The sequence below is a fragment of the Shimia thalassica genome (assembly GCF_001458215.1).
Lineage (GTDB): Bacteria > Pseudomonadota > Alphaproteobacteria > Rhodobacterales > Rhodobacteraceae > Shimia > Shimia thalassica.
On sequence record NZ_CYTW01000005.1, the window covers coordinates 19,207 to 38,277 of the forward strand.

General features: G+C 55.6%; 17 protein-coding genes, 1 tRNA gene and 1 pseudogene. 9 read left to right on the forward strand and 10 right to left on the reverse strand.

Translation table 11 applies throughout. The features are described from left to right. Positions 1 to 66 precede the first annotated feature (66 nt). Genes PH7735_RS16950 through PH7735_RS16980 form a run of 7 tightly spaced genes read right to left on the reverse strand, consistent with a single transcriptional unit; the run spans position 67 to position 6,401 of the window. Entirely contained in the window at positions 67 to 996 is a 930-nt protein-coding gene (locus PH7735_RS16950) for an AEC family transporter (protein WP_058312618.1), read from the reverse strand. A gap of 5 nt (positions 997 to 1,001) precedes the next feature. Next, positions 1,002 to 1,802, reverse strand: a complete 801-nt coding sequence (locus tag PH7735_RS16955; protein ID WP_058312619.1) for an MBL fold metallo-hydrolase — start codon at positions 1,800 to 1,802, stop codon at positions 1,002 to 1,004. After that, complete coding sequence (locus PH7735_RS16960; protein WP_058312620.1) at positions 1,799 to 2,605, reverse strand: TatD family hydrolase; 807 nt, start codon at positions 2,603 to 2,605, stop codon at positions 1,799 to 1,801. Before PH7735_RS16960 ends, PH7735_RS16955 begins: the two co-directional genes overlap by 4 nt. 3 nt (positions 2,606 to 2,608) lie before the next feature. Next, positions 2,609 to 3,730, reverse strand: coding sequence for a DNA polymerase III subunit delta' (locus PH7735_RS16965; RefSeq protein ID WP_058312621.1), 1,122 nt, complete (start codon positions 3,728 to 3,730; stop codon positions 2,609 to 2,611). Continuing rightward, on the reverse strand, positions 3,727 to 4,347 hold the full coding sequence (gene tmk / locus PH7735_RS16970; RefSeq protein ID WP_058312622.1) for a dTMP kinase: 621 nt from the start codon (positions 4,345 to 4,347) through the stop codon (positions 3,727 to 3,729). The genes PH7735_RS16965 and tmk overlap by 4 nt, the downstream gene beginning before the upstream one ends. Further along, positions 4,344 to 5,519 carry a D-alanyl-D-alanine carboxypeptidase family protein gene (locus tag PH7735_RS16975; RefSeq protein WP_058312623.1) on the reverse strand — a complete coding sequence of 392 codons (1,176 nt, stop codon included), beginning with the start codon at positions 5,517 to 5,519 and terminating at the stop codon, positions 4,344 to 4,346. The genes tmk and PH7735_RS16975 overlap by 4 nt, the downstream gene beginning before the upstream one ends. 18 nt (positions 5,520 to 5,537) lie before the next feature. Continuing rightward, a complete protein-coding gene (locus PH7735_RS16980) occupies positions 5,538 to 6,401 on the reverse strand; it encodes an SPOR domain-containing protein (protein WP_058312624.1) in 864 nt (287 codons plus the stop codon). Positions 6,402 to 6,595: 194 nt separating this feature from the next. Here PH7735_RS16980 and PH7735_RS16985 point away from each other — a divergent pair. Further along, positions 6,596 to 6,685 (forward strand) — tRNA-Ser (locus PH7735_RS16985). Between the two features lie 356 nt (positions 6,686 to 7,041). Here PH7735_RS16985 and PH7735_RS16990 read toward each other — a convergent pair. Then, positions 7,042 to 7,695, reverse strand: a complete 654-nt coding sequence (locus tag PH7735_RS16990; RefSeq protein WP_145865365.1) for a hypothetical protein — start codon at positions 7,693 to 7,695, stop codon at positions 7,042 to 7,044. Positions 7,696 to 7,741: 46 nt separating this feature from the next. Here PH7735_RS16990 and PH7735_RS16995 point away from each other — a divergent pair, with 46 nt between their 5' ends. Together PH7735_RS16995 and PH7735_RS20405 are read left to right on the forward strand one after the other, a co-directional pair. Continuing rightward, positions 7,742 to 8,449 carry an IS6 family transposase gene (locus PH7735_RS16995; RefSeq protein WP_058312626.1) on the forward strand — a complete coding sequence of 236 codons (708 nt, stop codon included), beginning with the start codon at positions 7,742 to 7,744 and terminating at the stop codon, positions 8,447 to 8,449. Positions 8,450 to 8,504: 55 nt separating this feature from the next. Continuing rightward, positions 8,505 to 8,654 (forward strand): annotated as a pseudogene (locus PH7735_RS20405) (integrase core domain-containing protein); the annotation flags it as partial. A gap of 216 nt (positions 8,655 to 8,870) precedes the next feature. Here PH7735_RS20405 and PH7735_RS17000 read toward each other — a convergent pair. Then, positions 8,871 to 12,197: a hypothetical protein gene (locus PH7735_RS17000; RefSeq protein WP_145865366.1), complete on the reverse strand. Its 3,327-nt coding sequence runs from the start codon at positions 12,195 to 12,197 to the stop codon at positions 8,871 to 8,873. A gap of 29 nt (positions 12,198 to 12,226) precedes the next feature. Then, complete coding sequence (locus PH7735_RS17005; RefSeq protein WP_058312628.1) at positions 12,227 to 12,448, reverse strand: hypothetical protein; 222 nt, start codon at positions 12,446 to 12,448, stop codon at positions 12,227 to 12,229. A 44-nt stretch (positions 12,449 to 12,492) separates the two neighbouring features. Here PH7735_RS17005 and PH7735_RS17010 point away from each other — a divergent pair, with 44 nt between their 5' ends. From PH7735_RS17010 to PH7735_RS17035, 6 genes are read left to right on the forward strand one after another with little or no spacing between them, the layout of a single operon-like run. Beyond that, positions 12,493 to 13,548 (forward strand): hypothetical protein, encoded by a 1,056-nt coding sequence (locus PH7735_RS17010; protein ID WP_058312629.1) that lies wholly within the window; start codon positions 12,493 to 12,495, stop codon positions 13,546 to 13,548. 27 nt (positions 13,549 to 13,575) lie between these two features. Further along, positions 13,576 to 14,628 (forward strand): pyridoxal-phosphate dependent enzyme, encoded by a 1,053-nt coding sequence (locus PH7735_RS17015; protein WP_058312630.1) that lies wholly within the window; start codon positions 13,576 to 13,578, stop codon positions 14,626 to 14,628. Then, complete coding sequence (locus tag PH7735_RS17020) at positions 14,625 to 15,851, forward strand: ATP-grasp domain-containing protein (protein ID WP_058312631.1); 1,227 nt, start codon at positions 14,625 to 14,627, stop codon at positions 15,849 to 15,851. Before PH7735_RS17015 ends, PH7735_RS17020 begins: the two co-directional genes overlap by 4 nt. A gap of 1 nt (position 15,852) precedes the next feature. Continuing rightward, positions 15,853 to 17,328: a lyase family protein gene (locus PH7735_RS17025; protein WP_058312632.1), complete on the forward strand. Its 1,476-nt coding sequence runs from the start codon at positions 15,853 to 15,855 to the stop codon at positions 17,326 to 17,328. A 24-nt stretch (positions 17,329 to 17,352) separates the two neighbouring features. Beyond that, positions 17,353 to 18,285 carry a D-aminoacyl-tRNA deacylase gene (locus PH7735_RS17030; RefSeq protein ID WP_058312633.1) on the forward strand — a complete coding sequence of 311 codons (933 nt, stop codon included), beginning with the start codon at positions 17,353 to 17,355 and terminating at the stop codon, positions 18,283 to 18,285. Between the two features lie 12 nt (positions 18,286 to 18,297). Then, positions 18,298 to 19,071 (forward strand): formyl transferase, encoded by a 774-nt coding sequence (locus PH7735_RS17035; RefSeq protein WP_058312634.1) that lies wholly within the window; start codon positions 18,298 to 18,300, stop codon positions 19,069 to 19,071.

The following is a 19,071-nucleotide window of genomic DNA, read 5'->3' on the forward strand; positions in this document are numbered from 1 at the left end:
TCCTGTTGTTGCGCCGCTCAAAGATGGGGCGCGGGGCGCAAGGTTACAAGTCACCATACCGCGAGGTCAGGGCAGGGTGCCAAGCCACAACCAGATCGTCAGAATGGCCAGCGCCGTCGCAATCAACACGGTCGAGGCTGCGGTGCGTTCGGCCCGGCCATAGAGAGTCGCAAACAAATAGGCATTGATCCCCGGTGGCATCGAGGCCGTCAGAACCGCAGAGCGCATCGCATCCGTCCCGAGCCCGTTAAAGCCGCCAAGCACCCAGACGATTGCCGGATGCAGAACAAGGCTCACGGCGCAGCAATAGGCGATCGTGCGCAGGTCGCCTTCGGGGCGATACCGATACAAAACGCCCCCCATTCCGAACAAAGCGGCGGGCAGGGCGGCGCGGGCCATTAGGTCAACAGCGACAGTTGCGGGTTCGGGAAGCGTGATGCCGGACAGGTTCACCACAAAGCCAAGCGAAATCCCCAAAATCAGGGCATTGCGGAACATGGCCTTTAGAACTGTTGGCAAGATCGTTGCAGGAGAGCGGCCGCGCGCCCGCATGATTTCCATCGCGGTGATGCCAACGCCGTAACAAAACGGCGAGTGCACAGCGATAATGGCATAGTTTCCGGACAGCGCGTCCGAGCCAAAAGCCCGCTCTGTTATCGGCAGTCCCAGCAGGAGAGAGTTTGAAAATAGGCAGATGAACCCGATTGCGACGGCATCTTCCCAATCACGTCCAAAGAAAAGACGCGCGCCAAACAGACCTGCGCAGAACGAAAGCAACGCACCGGCATAGTAGCTTCCTAAAAGGACCAGGTCGAATTCCGCGGAAAGGTCCAGATTTGCAATCGCGCGAAACAAAAGGACGGGCACCGCAAAATTGGTTGCAAACCGCATAAGCCCATCGACGTTGGTTTCCGAAAACAAGCCTCGCCAGGCGGCCACATATCCAAACCCGATCACCAGAAAGACAGGAAGGATAACCGTGATCATTGTTTGCATGGGAGTTAGACCTGATAAACGATCTGCATCCCGTCATAGGCTGCACTGATGTGCTCGGGTGTTTCTTCTTCAACGGCGGCGTGGTCGAGGTCGATATGCATGTTGGTCAAAACTGCGCTACGAGGGGCAACCTGTTCGATCCACTTCAGGGACTTTTCGAAATGCGCATGTGTCGGATGCGGTGTCCGGCGCAACGTATCCAGCACCCAACAATCCAGGCCCTGCAATTGCAGCCAGGCATCGTCATAGATTTCTGCGACATCCGGCATATAGCACAGATCGTTGATGCGGAATCCAAGGGCATCAATACTGCCGTGGTTTACCTTGATGGGGGTCAGGGCAATCGGGCCGCCGTCTCCGGTGATTTCGACGTCACCTTTGATCGTATGCATGTCCAGAATTGGCGGATAGGGTGAGCCTTCGGGTTGCACAAAAGCATATCCAAACCGCGAATACAGGGCGTCTTGCGTGGCGCCGTCTGCCCAGACCGGCAGGCGTTTGCGCATGTTAAAGACGATCATGCGCAAGTCATCAATGCCATGAACATGGTCTGCATGGCTGTGCGTATAGACCACCGCGTCCAGCTTGCCGATCCCGGCATCCAGCAGTTGTGACCGCATATCCGGAGAGGTGTCGATCAACACCGTGGTTTTACCGGCGTCGGTCTCTCGTTCGATCAGCAACGAACAGCGTCGGCGCCTGTTTTTGGGGTTGTTCGGATCGCAATCGCCCCAATGCCCGCCAAGGCGTGGCACACCTCCGGATGATCCGCATCCCAGAATTGTGAAGGTTAACGTGGCGCTCATACCGCCTCCGCTGGAAGCTTGGCCTTGGTGAACAAGCGGTCAAAGTTCGCCTGTGTCTGTGCCGCGAAGTCGGCATAACTGAGCCCGAAAACCTCGGCACCGACTTGGGCAGTAAGCGCACTATAGGATGGCTCGTTGCGTTTGCCACGGTGGGGTGGCGGCGCAAGATAAGGCGCATCCGTTTCAACAAGAATCCGGTCCACGGGCGCGGCTGCAAAGATATCGCGCACCTCTTGGCTGCGGGGGAACGTCGCAATGCCGGACATCGACAGGTAAAATCCGAGCTCAACAGCGGTTTTGGCCAGTTCCGGCCCCGAGCTATAGCAATGCATTACACAGGAAAAAGCGCCCTGCGCGTGTTCCTCGGAAAGGATCGCCGCCATGTCTTCGTCTGCATCACGTGAATGGATGATCAGAGGAAGACCGGTTTCACGAGCAGCGGCAATATGAATGCGCAGCGATTGTTGCTGAACGTCCATGCTTTCAGAGGTGTAGTGATAGTCGAGGCCCGTTTCGCCGATACCCACGAATTTGGGATGCCGGGCCAATGAGACAAGGTCCTCAAGCGTGGCCATGGGTTCGTCTGCGACGCTCATCGGGTGGGTGCCTGCCGCATAGAAAACGGGGGCGTGTGCCTCGGCGATGGCACGGACCGATGGTTCGTTGCGCAGGCGCGTGCAGATGGTCACCATGCGCGTCACACCAGCACGCGCGGCACGAGAAATGATGTCGTCCAGCTGACCTTCGAAATCAGGGAAGTCCAGATGGCAGTGGCTGTCAGTGATCTGAGGAATGTCGGTCATGTCTCAACGCGATGCGGTTTCAGTGATCTTAAAAACCGTATCTAGGACAAGTGCGGCAGGGTCAAGGTTGACCGCTTGGCCGTGACGTGTGCGCTCGGAAATCTGTTGTGCAATATCCGCCCAGTGGCGCGCTTTTGTCGGGTTTGGTGAAAGACGCAGCAACACCTCTGCCTCTCCTTTGGCAGCTTCGGGCACGGGCGCGCTGCCGGTGGCGCCGGTGCGCGCGAGTCTCGCCAGAAAGACATCTATCAACGTCAACAGAAGTTCGAATTTGTCGGCGGCACCTCGGGCGGCGGCGGCCTCGGCAAGCTTCATGGCGCGGGGTCGGTCAAGTCCGGGCAGGGTCGCAAAAATACTCACGATCTCTTGGTACATGGGCAAGCCGCCCAATCGCGTCAAACGCACGGCTTCACCGACAGATCCCGCCGACAGGGCAGCAAGGGCAGGGCTTTCACCTTCGGAGGCGTCTGCCTGAACCAGTGCCATGTGCATCATGTCGGCCTTCAAAGCAGACAGGCGCAATTCACGGCACCGCGACCGAATGGTCGGAAGCAACCGCGAGGGTTGATGCGAAATCAGCAAAATGGTGGTCAGGGACGGGGGCTCTTCCAGCATCTTCAAAAGCGCGTTTGCGGCGTTGACGTTCATTTCATCTGCAGCATCCACGATAACAACACGGCGTCCGCCCTCGGTCGATGACATCGTCAAAAAGTGTGTAAGGCCGCGCACGTCGTCAACCGTGATCATGTCGCGCAAACGGCCTGTTTTTTCATTCACGGACCGCGTGATCGAGAACATGCCGGGTTCAGAGCGCGCCAAAAGGCGATGTGACACGGGGTGATCCGGCGAGATGTCCAGCGTGTCGTAAACCGGCGGTGCCTCTCCAAACAAACCGCCGCCCTGATCCATCGGGGTGGCCAGCAAGAAACGCGCAATGCGCCACGCCAGCGTTGCTTTGCCAACCCCCAAAGGTCCGGTCAGCAGCCACGCGTGATGAAGGCGCCCGGAATTGAAGGCTTCTAGAAAACCGGCTTCGGCAGCTTCCTGACCAAACAGACGCTCGGTTTCGCGTGGGTGCGGTGCGCCTTCAACGCGATCTGCCTCGGGCAGGTCGTCGCCACTCATGCCAGATGCGCCAACACGGTTTCGCAGATATCGCGGCTCACATCTTCGATGGGTTGATCGCCATTGATTTTGCGGAACCGGTCGGGGAACTCTTGTGCCAAAGACAAAAAGCCTTTTCGCATTTGTTCTTGCAGGGCCTGACCAAAGTCTTCGAACCGTTCTTCTGATGTCGCACGGGATTTGGCGCGTGCCAGACCTGTTGCGGGGTCCATGTCGATCAGGATCGTCAGATCAGGTTCGCGCCCGATCATAATCGTGTGCAACTGGTCAACGATGGCCCGCAGGTCGCCGCGCGAAAGCCCCTGATACATGCGTGTTGAATCGGCAAAGCGGTCGCACAAAACAATTTTCCCTGTCGCAAGGGCGGGCAGGATCGTACGCTCAAGGTGGTCACGTCGCGCGGCCGTAAACAAAAGGATTTCCGTTTCCGCAGACCAGCGATCCGGGTCGCCCTCAAGAACCAAAGACCGGATTTCCTCTGCACCGGGGGAGCCGCCGGGTTCTCTTGTGGTGATGACTTCATGTCCCGCATCGCGCAACGCATCTGCCAAGTGGCTGATTTGCGTTGTTTTTCCGGAGCCGTCGATACCCTCAAAGGTAATAAATTGACCTGTCACGTTCCGGACGCCTCTTCGTCGCTATTGCCCATCTGGCTCAGCAATACAGTCAGAGCGGTGCGCATGCGAACCGTAAACCCGCCTTGGGCGACGGCTTTCTCGGCCACAAGGGGAACGCGAATTTCCGGCAAACCTTCGGGCGTCACAACCAGATCGGCCAGCTTTTGGCCTTCGGCAATAGGCGCCTCAACGGGACCGTAGTACACAACTTCACCCTTCACGTCGTCTTCGCTCAGCACGGGCCACAAAACATCGATGTCTTGCGCGGGAACCAGCCCGACGCGGTTGTCTTTTCCCATCCAGACCTGTGCTTCTGCAATCCGCTCGCCCTCTCGGGCCAGCTTGGTTTCGGAAAACTGGCGGAAGGCCCAATTGACGATCTGTTCAGAAACCTCGGCGCGGGATGCCGCGCTCTGCAGACCCGAAATGACAAAAATCACACGGCGGTTGCCTTGGCGGGCAGACCCGACCAAACCATATCCCGCTTCGCTTGTGTGGCCGGTTTTGAGACCATCTGCGCCGATGTCGAGGTACAGCAGCGGGTTGCGGTTCTTTGTGTTGCCGGGCGCGCGCCCATCAAACTGAAACTCGGTTTCCGCGAACATAGGATAGAATTCGGGAAAGTCGGTGATCAACAGGTTCGCCAACAACGCAAGGTCGCGCATGGACATACGATGACCCGGTGCGGGCCAGCCGTTGGAATTGGCAAACGTGGAATTGGTCATGCCCAGTTGTCGGGCCCGACGTGTCATCATGCGTGCGAAACCGGCCTCGGTGCCATCGGGTGACAGCGCCTCGGCCAGAACGGCGCAGGCGTCGTTGCCCGACAGGACGATAATGCCTCGCAGCAAATCCGCGACTTTCACCTTGTCCGTGGTGTCCAGAAACATAGTCGACCCGCCATAGTTCATGGCGTGTTGCGAAACAGGCAGGCGCTCTTCCATAGACAAGCGGCCTTTGGTGACCGCTTCGAACGCAAGATAAAGCGTCATCAGTTTGGACATGGACGCTGGCGGCAACGCTTCATCTGCGTTTTTGGACATCAAGATGGTGCCTGTGCCTTGGTCCATCACAAAGGCAGCTTTTGCTTTTGTTTCGAAGGCAAAGACCTGTGTGCCGGCCAACAAGAGAACAAAGGCGGCGGTCAGAGTTGTTTTCATGACGCGGATCATGAGGATCTCCTTTGGTTCCTAGTTGCTGACAGCATAGGCGTCGGTAAATCCGGTGGCATGGATCTGTTTGACCAACTGGCTACGTTCAGATTTGCTCGAAGCGGGGCCCACAATAACACGCCAAAAGGTTTTGCCCTTGCTTTCCATCTTCTTGATAAGCGGCACCATGCCAGAATTGCGCATCTGGTTTGCTGCGTTTTTGGCATTTGCCTCGACACTGAAAATGCCGATCTGAATATAAGGCTTGTCGAGCGATGAAGAGGCAGGGACGGGCGCTGTCTCGGATTCCACCGCTTGGATTGGCGCTGCTGCGGCCTCTGCTTCTGCAATGGCAGCTGATGCAGCAGCCAGTGGTTCAAGAGGCTCTGCACTTACATTTTCGGCTTCGGGGATGGCGTCTTGGGCCTCCATCTCTTCGGCAACTTCTTCACGTCGCAGGGCCGTCACGTTCAACTCGACAGGTTGTCCCGCCAACATGCCCAATGCATCTGCTGCGTCGGCGGAAATTTGGATGCGGGGGCCCGGAATTTCGCGTTCGCGCCGGAACAAGGCACCAATGACAAATTTGCCGTTGGACTGGTTACGAATGATGACGCGCTCGGGATCATCCACATCGGGATGCGCCGCCCAGACACCGCCAAGGCTGGGACGTCCATCCCAAAGTCCCGCTTCGGTGACCGAAAAAACCTCTGGCGCTTCGACGTCGCGCTCAACCAGCTTTGTGGTTTGGGTTTTCGCTGCGGGGGCCGTTTCGGTGTTTGGCTGGAAAAGGGAAAAACCTTCGCCGTCTTCACAGGCTGTCAAAAGCGCAAGCGCCGCGACAGCCAACCCCAAGCGATGCGCCGCCGTCAATCGCTGGATCGGAAAAGTAATGGATGTCATGCCTAGCCCTTGTGCCTGTCGAAGTCTCTGCCGTACCAAAGCCGTTCTCCGGCCATTATGAGCGCCGTCCAGCGCCGATTTGGGCCCAGTGTAGCCTCCAGCGTGCATCAAGAAAAGTGGCTGTTATGTAATCGGCAAAAAATCCCCTTTGGACTCTTTAAGAATCATTTCATGCGTTCTAATGAAGAGGCGTCGGAGGAGTGGCAGAGTGGTCGAATGCACCGGTCTTGAAAACCGACGAGGGTTAACGCCCTCCGTGGGTTCGAATCCCACCTCCTCCGCCACCGACCCCGGTCTCAGTTTTCCCTGCAGAATTGGTTGCGAATAGTGGCGACATTTCCGTCGGTTACGCGGGTGTGTTTCGAACTGAGACTCACCGTGGTCTGAATATTCCCGCGACTATCTCAGGCGTCTCAGTTGGCTATTTTTGTCGGTGAGGTTTGGTGGGGATTTCCCTGTTACAGGTCGATTTACAGGGAATTTGGAGGATTTAGATGTATTTTTTGCGAAAGTGGGCCTGATTGCTGCATAAATAACAGAGGCTTACGTGCGATTTCCCTAAGCCCAATAACAGGGAATTTGAAATCAGGAACAGGGAATATTTGGGAACGGAACAGGGATATTTTCCGGGTATCGGGGATCAGCTGATTTGGGTGAAGCCCAACAGGCGTTCCTGGGCTTGCCATTCCATCGGCAACTTGGTGCGTGCAATCGTTTCCAGCGTGAGAGCAACTGGCTGAGTGCCAGACACGATCGCCTGCTGAATTCCAGGCGACAAAAACGCCATCGGAATGATGCGCGTGACGTAACTTTCAGAGACGGAAGTGTTGGTAGAGATTTGTTTGACCGAAACGCCGGTCTTCATCTGTTCCACCCAAGAATGTGCGTTCTTCAGCGCCCGCACCAGTGTTTGATCCGGGTGGGCTCTTTGTTCGCCGACAATTATTTTCATTTCTGTGCCACGTCGGCGGCATTTGAACGGTGTCTCCACCTGCAGAAGGTGTGGACAAAAATCACTTACGTCTGCATCAAGTTTTGTGGACAATTTCGCTTTTAGTGCAGCCGGCGACAATTCGATCTGAAGCCTGCCAGCTGGAATCGTGCCTGAAACGATAAGTGGTGCAACTTCGCTGGCCCCTGAGGCTTCGATGGTTTCTGCCAGGGAAAAGCATGCCTCACTTGCTGTTTTGGAATTGGCAGCGTCTCGCGTGTTCAAAACCGAGTGGCGCTCTGCGGCTCTCCTCAGATGTTTTACGACCGACCTGACGACAGCATCTTCGAAGGGCGGTGTCAAAGGAAACTCGGTTGTGAAGGTCAGGGCAGCGATTTAGCGTGGAAGCATGATAAAACGATCCCCCTTTCGGTACTTCAAAACCAGCCCCGAGATCATCCGCCTGGCAGTGATGCTCTACGTTCGTTTCCCGTTGTCACTTCGGAATGCCGAAGATCTGCTTCATGAACGAGGCATCGATGTGAGCCACGAAACCATCCGTTTCTGGTGGAACAGATTTGGTCCACTGTTTGCCGCCGATATCCGTCGGAACCGCGTCCAAAACCTCCGAACATTTTCTAACTGGCGGTGGCACTTGGACGAAGTTTTTGTGAAGATCAACGGAGAACGGCATTACCTTTGGCGAGCAGTAGATCACGAGGGCGAAGTGCTGGAAAGCTATGTAACGAAACGCCGGGATCGCACCGCGGCCCTTAAATTCTTGAAGAAAGTGATGAAACGCTACGGCACGCCGGAAACCGTTGTCACGGATAAATTGCGCTCATATGGCGCCGCGATGAAAGTTATCGGTATTGAAACCAGGCAGGAAACGGGGCGCTGGAAGAACAATCGCGCTGAGAATTCACATCTGCCTTTTCGACGAAGGGAACGCGCGATGCACCGCTTTCGCCGAATGCGAAGTTTGCAGAAATTCGTCTCCGTTCACGTTTCCGTTTTTAACCACTTCAATCAGGAACGTAGCCTCTCAAAACGAGATCATTTCAAAACCGCCCGTGCCGCCGCTCTCTCTGAGTGGCGTGGTCTTTGCGCGGCATAAAGGACAACTTCACTGGCCTTGTAGAGACTGGTTCGAATTGGTCTGACAGCACCGGGAAATCGTCTATTCACTCCGCGAAGCCCAAATCATCATCGAAAGCTGGAGGAAGCATTACAACACCAAACGACCCCACAGTGCTCTGGGCTACCGCCCACCTGCGCCAGAAACCATCGTTCCGATGGACCAAAGGCCAATCATGCACTAACTTTCAAATTGGACCACTCAAGTGGGGCTGCTCACGTTCGAATGTCGCGTTCTTCGTTCGTCATGAATACTTCCTCCATCCCAAATCAGGGAATTTACAGGAAGTGTCCCGAGAGTCTGTACTTATCTACAGGGAAAATATTGCGACAGATCCCGCCAGCGCAAGTCCAACACAGTTTAATCGGTTCAAATCTTTGCAACAGAACCGTTTCAGAACTCACTCACCCGAAATATGCGCGATTTCTAAGACGATCTCGTCGATATCGCCAAGCAAGGTGAAGCCATCAGAAACATGCTCCAGCGTATACCCAAAGAACGCTTCGCGCACATTCTTTGATGCATCATCATAAGATTTTCTCTGGCTTGTGCTGCGCGTCTGTTCTTCACGGGCCTTGTCAAGAACTGCCATCCAGGTGCTCTCGTCCGGCATGGCTTTGAACATGTTTTTCGCATCTTTAAGCATTCTCAGGCACCTTAGTTTGGCGATCCTCTTATCCCTGATGTATCCACGCGCTTCTGCTCTTTGGTATGCAGGACGATAATAGGCGACATAGGCCCGCATAAATTTGGCCCGCGCGCTGAGCAGGTCTTTTTGATTTGCGTCGTTTGGATCCTCCAGCACAAGTGCTTCAAGACACTTGATTTCTTTTCGTGAAATCTCTTCCAGAATTCGGCCACTTTCGATTGCAGCCGAAAAGAAAACCCTTTCTGAACCGCCATACTGCTGCAAAATGCGCTGGACGTGAAACAGAATGGTTTCGGCTTCATCCAAACTGCCACTGCGTCTCTGAATACGCCCCAACAAGATTAGGTATCGCATGCCATCGTGCGGATAGTCTTGTGTCATGGCATTGATGGCCTGGCTGTTAGTCAAGGTCCGTGCCCAATCACGCAACCTTGTTGACTCTTCGGGACTCTCTTTGACTATCTGTGCGCTAAGACGGTCAATGGCCGAAATATATCTCAGTTCGAGGTCTACGCTGACGGGATCGAATTTCTGAAACAATTTTTTCCGGGAACCGAGATCCGGCAAAACCGCCAGAACCGCGTCACGGGCTCCCTTGAAGTCTTTTCTATCATACTTGATATAGGCTTGCTGCGACTTGATCCGCTTTACCAGATTATAGGCCCTGCGGGTCTTATCGGACTTCGAACCCTTTTTGTTTTTGCCTGCGAGATATCGGCCCGTCTGTTCGAACAGATCCTGTAACGAGTTTTCCAGCTCATCCAGGATGTGCTCCGCTTCTTTGTCCTTGCCGCGTTCCTTCAGTATGACTGCCCGGTCCAGTTGGCCGTACTCATACGTGTATTTCGCACCATCGGCGGGACTAAAGTTTTTGAGCTTTTCAAAGCACTCTTCGGCCTTGTCTAAATCACCGATATCCAGCATCGCCAGACCGCATTGCTTAAGATAGGTCTGTTTTTGGCTGGGATGAAGATACTCGTGTGGTTCGCCCAAAATGCCCTCCTGGCCCAAGATTTGCAGAAGCTCGACATCCAGTTGAACTCCACCAAAGGCCCTGCTCAGCTGGCGGCGGTGATTGTTGATAGACTCCTGATAAAGCCGGGCAAAACAATAGTTCACAACATGACGATTTCGTTCCAGAATGCCGGCAGCATCGCTGGTTGGCGTAGCCGGAAACTTGCCCCGCATGACATTTTTGCTTTGCCAATCCCGCGTGCCATCCACGGACGCGAGAGGTTGCAGTGATCGCATCAAATGACGAAGCGTCTCTGCGACAAAGAACAGCCGGCTGTCCCCCCGAAAGGGCGAGTAAGGAAATTCCAGCTTCAGCATGATTGAGTCATTGCGCGAGTGTGCCAGGCGGCTGGCGACCCGGTGATGGGCAACCGCCCTGTCATGCGGCCTTTCCAAGCGCCATCGATCCTGAATATATGCCTTCAGGCTCAGAGGTATGGAATAGCGATGTCCTTTGTTCTCATTCGGAAGCTCCAAGTCTCTAACGCGCATAACCTGATCATGTTCGACCAGAATCGTGTTTTTGACGAGAGCGGGAGTGGGAACGGGATATTCGAGATCCTTGTCTTCGCATCGACTGAACAAATCCACGTAAACCCCGACCGACGGAACGTTCTGGTAAGCATGATACCCCAACCAATACTTTGCAGTGCTGGCAAACTCCAAAAACCGACTGGGCGGGAATTTTTTGAGGTTTTCGGGCGTTCGCCCAAAAGGCTGCATGCGCTTGTTGCGCCGAGAATCGATGAAAGTCAGGTAATCGCGCATTTCTTGCCGATGCAACCGCACGTCATCGGGCTCGCTGTCCAACTCGCCAACCAGACGATCGTAACCCTGAGTCGGATCAAAGAATGAAAACTCCGCCAGATTGGTCGCGAACAGGGCGCGATGTCGTATGTCAATCGGCCAGACCGGTCTCTTGTTGTAGTCGCTGTAATAGCTCAGCGCCCTTTTCGGGCGCATACCCGCTTCTTCAAGGGTCGCATTGCCACGGATAACGTTAAACCTCTTCCATTGATCATGAAAGTATTCGACCCGCTTTTGTTTCTTGATTCTGCATTTAGAGAACCAGCGAGATGTGTGCGTCTCGCCACCAATTTTTGGCAACACTCTGTTGGTGGTACCCTTACCGAGAGCGCCTTTTGGATTGAACTCTACCGTGTTGCCAACGCAAAGCAGGACGGCGTTACCTTTCTGCCCCGAGTTCAAGCCTTTGGCTAACTCCACGAGGTTGGGCCGTTGGTTCTTCACCCCGGCGAGGTTCAGGTGATAACAATCCCAGGCTACCAGAAGAATGCGATTTTCGGTCAGAAACTGGGCGAACTCTGCGGTCGATGTACCGGTTTGTCCCAACTCCCGCCGTGCCGCCAAAAGGGCTTCGTCAAACTTCGGTCTAACTACCCGCAAAGGGGTGGCGGCCTGTTCTGTAGACGACATCGATCCCGGTCGCAGAAAGACGATTTTGTCGTAATTCCTGCGGATCAAAGCGTTGTGCTGAAGCAGCCATGTAAAAAAGTTTGCCCCGCACAAAGGTTCGGTCGGCATTTGCCAAACCTGCGATGACCCGCGGGCCTCCGATTGCCCGCGGGTCAGACACTCGGCTAGTACCTCCAGCATCTCTCGTTCTTTACTGCCAAGCGCAAACTCATCCAGTTTTGCCGATGTGCCTTTTTCCGAGATATCCACGATCTCTAATAAGTCAATGCCGTTGCCCGCCACCAGCACGTCGTAGAGTGCTTCTGCCGTTGTTGCTTTGGCAATTCCCGGGATCCCGAGCTTGTCTTCCAGCCACTTCTCCAGCGCCGGGCCAGCATATTCAAACGCTTTGACATATGTCTCAACGACCCCTCCGGACGCGGAGTAGTCTTTGAAAAGCTTATTGAGAGTAGTCGAGTGGACTTCCTGAGCTTTCTCGCCGGAAACCTGTGCTTGCCCCTTCCGAATGCTATTTACCTTGTCACATAACGCGGATAGCGTAACGGTCGCTTCTTCGCCTTTGGCGGTCATGCCATTTCGGAAACGATTCACTTTGTATACGAATTTTAACTTGTCAAATATATTCATTACCCGTATTCCCCGCCAACCAGCGTGAATCACACACATACGCGCTTGCCCATGAAAGCCAAAACGGTTTTTTTGACCTTGCCTGAAAACGACAAGATGGCTTCTGGGTTTCCCCCTAAAAAGCAAACCTCGCTTCCTGATTTCTGCTCAGGATAGCCGGTCGACTTCTGGCAAAACTGCTGTAAACAGACAATGACTTCTGGCTGGTTGCTTATTTTTGCGACCTCATTAACTTTTGTTTTATTTGCCAAGTTCCTCTCCGATGTTGGGCTCGAAACCAACGAGGAGAACCACCATGGCGCAGATCACGACAACCGACTCCACCAAGACACGCACCCCTCTTCTGAATGAAAAGGATCTGTTGCGTGCTTCCATTCCGCTGGGTTTCCCCAACGTGGGCTTTGGCTCTGCTCATCCTCATTGTGGTGAACTCCTCCAAGGTGTGACTGAATGCCCGACAAGCCTCGGGCCGCGCTTGGTACGCTGCTTGACCTCATTACCGGTGCCAACCCGCCTTGGTTCGCGGGCGGCGTTTTGCCTCGATCCGAAGCGCCGGGGGGATTTCGCTCCTATTCCGGGGCGCACCGGGATTGAGGTTCATCCCAAGCATTTTTCAAAATGCGAGGTCGCCGCGCGCCTTGTTCTGAACGAGCACGGGCTGCACGAAATGGGCGGCGTCCTGCATGTAGATACCGTGGTCCGCGAGGGGTCGGGACAGGGCTCATCGACGTCCGGTATCGTCGCCACCGAAGAAGCGATCCGCAATGCTGTGAGCAGCCTGTTTGATTGCCGCCTGCCGCCACATCCTGAGACCCGTGCCCGTATTGCCGTCAAGGCCGAGCAAGCCAGCGACGCGATCATGTTTGATGCCAATGCTCCTGCCGTTCTGTTTTCCCATCGAGAAGGGCGGGTTCTCAAGGTTTTCGCCGGCCCCTTGCCCCGCATGACGGTGCTGGCATTCGACACTGACCAGCAAGGCCTGAACACCGACAAGCTTCCTCGTGCCCGCTACAACGCCGATCAGATCGGACAGTTTGCAGCTGCAATCGGCCTCTTAGAGCGCGCCTGCATACGCAACAGCGTCGCCGATATCGGCCTTGTTGCCACGGTCTCGGCCAAGATCAGCGAAACCGCTGTGGAAAATCCTCTGCCCAAGCCCCGGTTCAGCGAGATTCTCGATATTTGCCATGACCATGGCGGCGCCGGCGTTGCCGTCGCGCACAGCGGAACCGTCGTCGGTATGATCTTCGACCCGGCGCTGGACGATCTCGAGATCCGGCTGATTGCCAGCCAGCACGATTTGCGCGCCATCGGTTTCGTGGATCACGACATTTTCACCACCCCTTACTAGCCCTCAGAAACGCAAAGGAATCCAATCATGCGACACGTTCGTACCGAAATCACCCAGGATCACGCCAATATGCGCATCCTTCCGTTGTTTGGCGACACGTTTGGGGCGCTGGCGTTTGGCGTCATGAAGGTTTTGCCGGCCGCGGCCATTCTGGGCAAGGGTTTGCAAAGCGGCGAGATTTCTGCCGATACCACCATTGTCGAAACCACCAGTGGCACGATGGGCTATGGGCTGGCCGTGGTCTGCAACCAGCTTGGTTTGCCGCTGACGTTGGTGGGTGACAGCGGGTTCTCGGCCGAATTCAAGGCCATGCTGGAAAACCTCGGCGCCAAAATCATCATTGTCGACGCTCCGGCCAATGACGGCAACATCCAAGCTGTGCGTATGGCCGAGGTGAAACGCATCCTGGCGGCAGGGAACGCTTTTTGGCCGCATCAGTATAATAACCCGGTAAACCGGCAAGCCTATGCCCCGGCGGCACAGCTGGTCTGCCGTGATTTCGGGCGTGTTGATATCCTTGTTGCGCCCACCGGATCCGGTGGGGTTTCCGGTGGGTTGTCGGCCCCGCTACGGGCATTGAACCCGGCCATGAAACTGGTTGGCGTGGACACTTTCAACTCGGTCTTGTTCGGGCAGAAATTAGGGGCACGCGCGTTGCGCGGGCTGGGAAATTCGATGATGCCGCGTAACCTGCTGCACGAGCAGTTTGATCACGTGCACTGGCTGTCGGCCAACGAAGCCTTCCAAGCCACGCGTAATCTGCATCGCACCACAACCCTGAAACGTGGGCCAACCAGTGGCGCCGCTTACCGGGTTGCCAACTTTTACGCAGAAAAATTTCCCGAAAAGAAAGTGTTGGCCGTCTTCCCGGACGAGGGTCATCGGTATGAAAGCAATGTATACAACGATGCCTGGTTGCAAGCCAACGGCTTTGACGCAGACGACATCGCAGAGGGCCCACATAAAGTGACCCACCCGGTGCTCGCCAAGGGCAGCTGGAGCTGGATCGACTGGCATCGCCGTTCACTGAACCGAGTCCTCAACCCTTCCGTGATTACCGAAGCGGGGATTATGCCATGACCGCCCGTGCAGCCGTCTTCGTTGAATCCAACACCACCGGGTCTGGGGCTGACTTTATCAATTCAGCTATCCGGCTTGGCCTAAAACCATTCCTGTTGGCCAACAAGGCTGACCGTTACGGTTTCCTTGAGGCGATGCAGGACGTCGAGGTGCTTAGTTGTGACACGTCCTCGGATCAGACCATCACGGCGGCGATCGACACCATTGCTGTGGATCATGCTGTTTCGCTCGTGATCTCTACAAGTGATTACTACTTGCAGGCCGCAGCCCGGCAAGCCAAACGCCTTGGTCTAACTGCGCCGGACCCCGACGCCATCGCCATGTGTCAGGACAAGGCCATTCAGGCACAGGTGCTTGCGCACCAGGGGATTGGCGTTCCGACAGATCATGTCACGGTCAACACAGTCGCTGATATCGATGAGGCCCTCTTCAAGGTTGGCCTCCCCTGCATTGTGAAACCCGTCGTCGGCACGGGTAGCATCAACGTGCGGTTGGTTCGCGCGCAGCGTGACGCGCGCGCAATGGCCACCGCCATCCTTGCTGCCAAAGTCAACGATCGTGGCCAGACCGTGCAAAACCGGGCGCTTCTGATGTCTTATGTCGAAGGACGGGAGTTCTCGGTCGAGATCCTCGATGCAGAGGTGATCGGGGTGACAGCCAAGCATCTTGGTCCTTTGCCATATTTTGTTGAAACCGGGCACGATTTCCCCGCGCCGATCCCCGAGAAACTGACCCAGCAACTTGGTGAGACAGCTCAACGGGCTGTCCTGACTCTTGGTTTGGATAAAGGACCGGCGCATGTCGAACTGCGTTATGACGGCGACGCAATCAAAGTTATCGAGATCAATCCCAGGCTCGCAGGTGGGAACATTCCGACCCTGATGCGCCTCGCAACCGGCCATGACATGACCGAAATGGTGCTCCGGTCGGCGCTCGGCCTGTCTCGGCCAAAAGATATTGACGCAAAGGTACATACGGCCCTGCGGTTTATCATTCCCGGCCATAACAGTTGGTTCTCACCCATCGGTAAGCGCGGTCAAATCCGCGCTCAATTCGGCCTAGAGGATGTCACCTACTATCGGCAGTTTCCGGTCAATTTCCGCTGCACCTACGACTTCAATGATCGGCTGGGGCATGTCATCGCGACCGATCCTTCACCAGTCTCCGCCATGACTCGCGCTGACAACGCCATCGTCCACATTTGCCGCTCAAAGGAAAACTAACATGAAGAATACCGGACGTATCGCAACCCTGTTGCACCCCGAAGCCCGGCGGATCGTGTTTAACGACAGCCTGCATGCCGCTGCCAAGGAAAACCTGCCACACTACGCAGAAATGGACCGTGCTCAGGCCGTTATGCTGGCCGAGACCGGATATCTGCACACGGATTTTGCCATGAAAATCATCCGTCAGCTGGATGAACTTGAAGTGACCGACTTCCGTTCGATTGCGGCGCACCCTGCTCCGCGCGGCGAATACCTTGCCTACGAGGACGCCTTGCGAGAGCTGCTTGGAAACACGGTTTCAAATCTGCATCTAGGTCGCAGCCGCAATGACCTGAGCGCAACGCTGCTCAAGCTGAAGCTGCGGAAACCATTCCGGGCGCTTGCGAGCGAGGTTATCCAACTGGTCGAAACTCTGATTGACAAGGCGCGCGACAATCTGGAAACGCCCTTGCCGCTGCACACCCACCGCCAGCCTGCAGTACCGTCGACACTGGCGCATCATTGCGCCGGGTTTGCCACCTGTCTCCTCCGTGATCTCGACGCCATTCTTGCGCTTGCTCCCAGTCTGAACACGTCTTGCCTCGGGGCGGGCTGCGGTGGTGGAACAACAATCGCCATCCGTCCAAAAAGAACGGCCGAACTTCTTGGTTTTGCAACACCGGTGGGCAACTCGATTGATGCAGTCGCCTCACGTGATCTGGTTCTGCGGCTGTTGTCAGCCCTATCCATCTTGAGCAACAACTTGGGCCGAATTTCCGAAACTTTGCTGGGGTGGTTGGGAGACGCAGGTCTTGCCTCGCTTCCAGACGCGCTCGTTGGGTCGTCATCCGCGATGCCTCACAAACGCAACGCATTCCTGCTGGAACAAGTTCAAGGCAAATCAGGAGTCGTTACCGGTGTGCTCATGTCCGCACTATGTGCGTCACAAGCTTCTCCCTTCACAAATTGTGTCGCCGTGGGCACCGAGGCGAGCGGGCAGGTATGGCATGGCGTCGAAACAACGCGGCAAGCGCTGGTCCTGACCCGCCTATGTATAGATGGTCTCGAGGTGAACCAAGACGCCGCTTTCGCCATGATGATGGATCGATATGTCAATGCGATGGAAGCCGCCAACAAGCTGGTCGAAGCCGGAGCAAACGACTTTCGATCCGCACATGCCGAAATCGGCCAGCTTGTAACCCAGGCCGAAGCTGTGCCCAAAACGGAACTGCTGTCGACCCGCAAGGCAGCCAATCTGCCTGTCTTGGAACGGGCTCGGGCGGATCTCACGCCTTCGGCCATCATCCTGGCCGCATCTCATGGCGGTGGCCCTGCCCCGGACGCTGTAACAGCCACGCTTGATGCTTTGACTGCGGCCCTGACTGGCTGCGGGAAACAGGTTTCAGCGCTCAGTACCGGCTGGGATCACGCCCAAAAGCAGCTCTCAGAAGCGATCGCCAAACTCAACATCCACGCCTCATCACAACACGCCTGAACTCAAGAAACAAAGGAGATAACCATGAAACACGCCGTTTTCGTTTTTTGCACCGACCTAAACAAAGATCCTGTCGCCAGCCACGTGCTGTCGGCTCTCGCAAATGAAGTCCAGCTTATCGACACTGAACTTGAAATTGACGGTTGTGCAGTGCAGAAGACCTCGACCCCCGAGGGGAACCGTCTTTCCGTGGTGCGCACCCACGAAGTCGCCAGTCATGACTATGCCCGCTATGCCCCGTTGCTAAACGCGCATTTCAGCGATGCTGACCTGATCGGTCTGGTCAACTGGCATCAGGGCGCGAAGGCCCCCGAAAAAATCTTTACTGTTCAAACAACCGGAGACATGGGCAGCGGGTCATTCAGCCCGGTTGACCCGGCCCTTGTTCGCAGCCTTTTGCTTGCCATTGAGGACAAGCGTCAAAGTGTTGGCCTGGGCGATTTTCACACCCTTATCGAAGCCACTCACTGGTCCGGAGTGCAATATGGGTCCTCCGGGAAAGAGGTGCTCGACATCGCAGCCTCTGTGGTGGACATCGAAATCGGCAGTTACCCGGACGACTGGGCCAATCCAATTGCCGCCAAGGTGCTCGCACGTGCCTTGCCCCATGTGTTCGATCGGGCAAATCAGCCGCTGCGGTCTTTGCTATGTTTCGGCGGAGTGCATTTCGAACCTGGGTTCTGCCAACCGGTTTTTGCCGAAACTGACGGGGCACCCTTCGCAACCAGCCACATTTTGCCAAACCAATGGTTGGTGTCCGAAGGCTATGATCAGCCCGACCGCATTAAGGCCCTGCACGCCTGTGCGGCTTCTGTTACCGGGGGTGTTGACGCGATCGTGTTTCACGACAAGCTGAAGGCCTCCTACAAGGCTATGGCACGCCAGCTTGCCGAAGATCTCGGCGTTCCAGCAGTGTCCCACAAGAAACTGCGCAATCCCACCACACTGACTTTCTAAAGGAGAATGACCATGAGCCTTTCGATTCTCGTACTTTGCTCAGATGGCCCTCACCATGGCTATCTCACGTCCAAACTGTCTTCACGTTTCACGGACCTGCGCATTGTCTGTGAATCTGAGGCGGCCCAGCTGAACAAACTATGGCGGGCACGGCGTTACCGTGACTACACTTGGCGGCGCTATCACGGCCTGCGCCGTCAGGTACTTGGGTTGGACAGCTACCGGCGTTCCTTTTTTGGCGGCTGTTTTTCTACAGTCGCGCCAAACCAAGGCCATGTAACCAACGTCGCTGACATCAATGGCCCCGAAATTATGGCCTGCATCCGGGCAAGGCGCCCGGATGTGATCGTTGTTATGGGTACTTCAATCCTGAAGGGTGATGTGCTTTTTCAAGATATTCCCATTGTCAACATACACGGTGGTTATCTTCCCGATTACAAGGGAAACCATTGTATCTTCTTCGCGCTACTGCACGACCGACCGGACCGAGTTGCGGCCACGATCCACTATGTCGACGCAGGCGTAGATAGCGGCGCCATCATCGATCGTGCCCTGGGTTCCGTTACCCCCTCCGACATCCCCGAAACCCTATACTGCAAAGTCGAACGAGATGCCGTCGACCGCCTGGTTGAACTGCTGCTCAAACTGAGCCGCGGGCATCCGCTCGCGGCCATCAGCCAACCTGACAATGGCCAAGTCTTTCGAACCTGCGACCGAACACCTTGGCACGACCTGCGCCTTTGGTTGTGCCGGGGTCGCCTGTTACCGCCCACAAAGAATGGATGA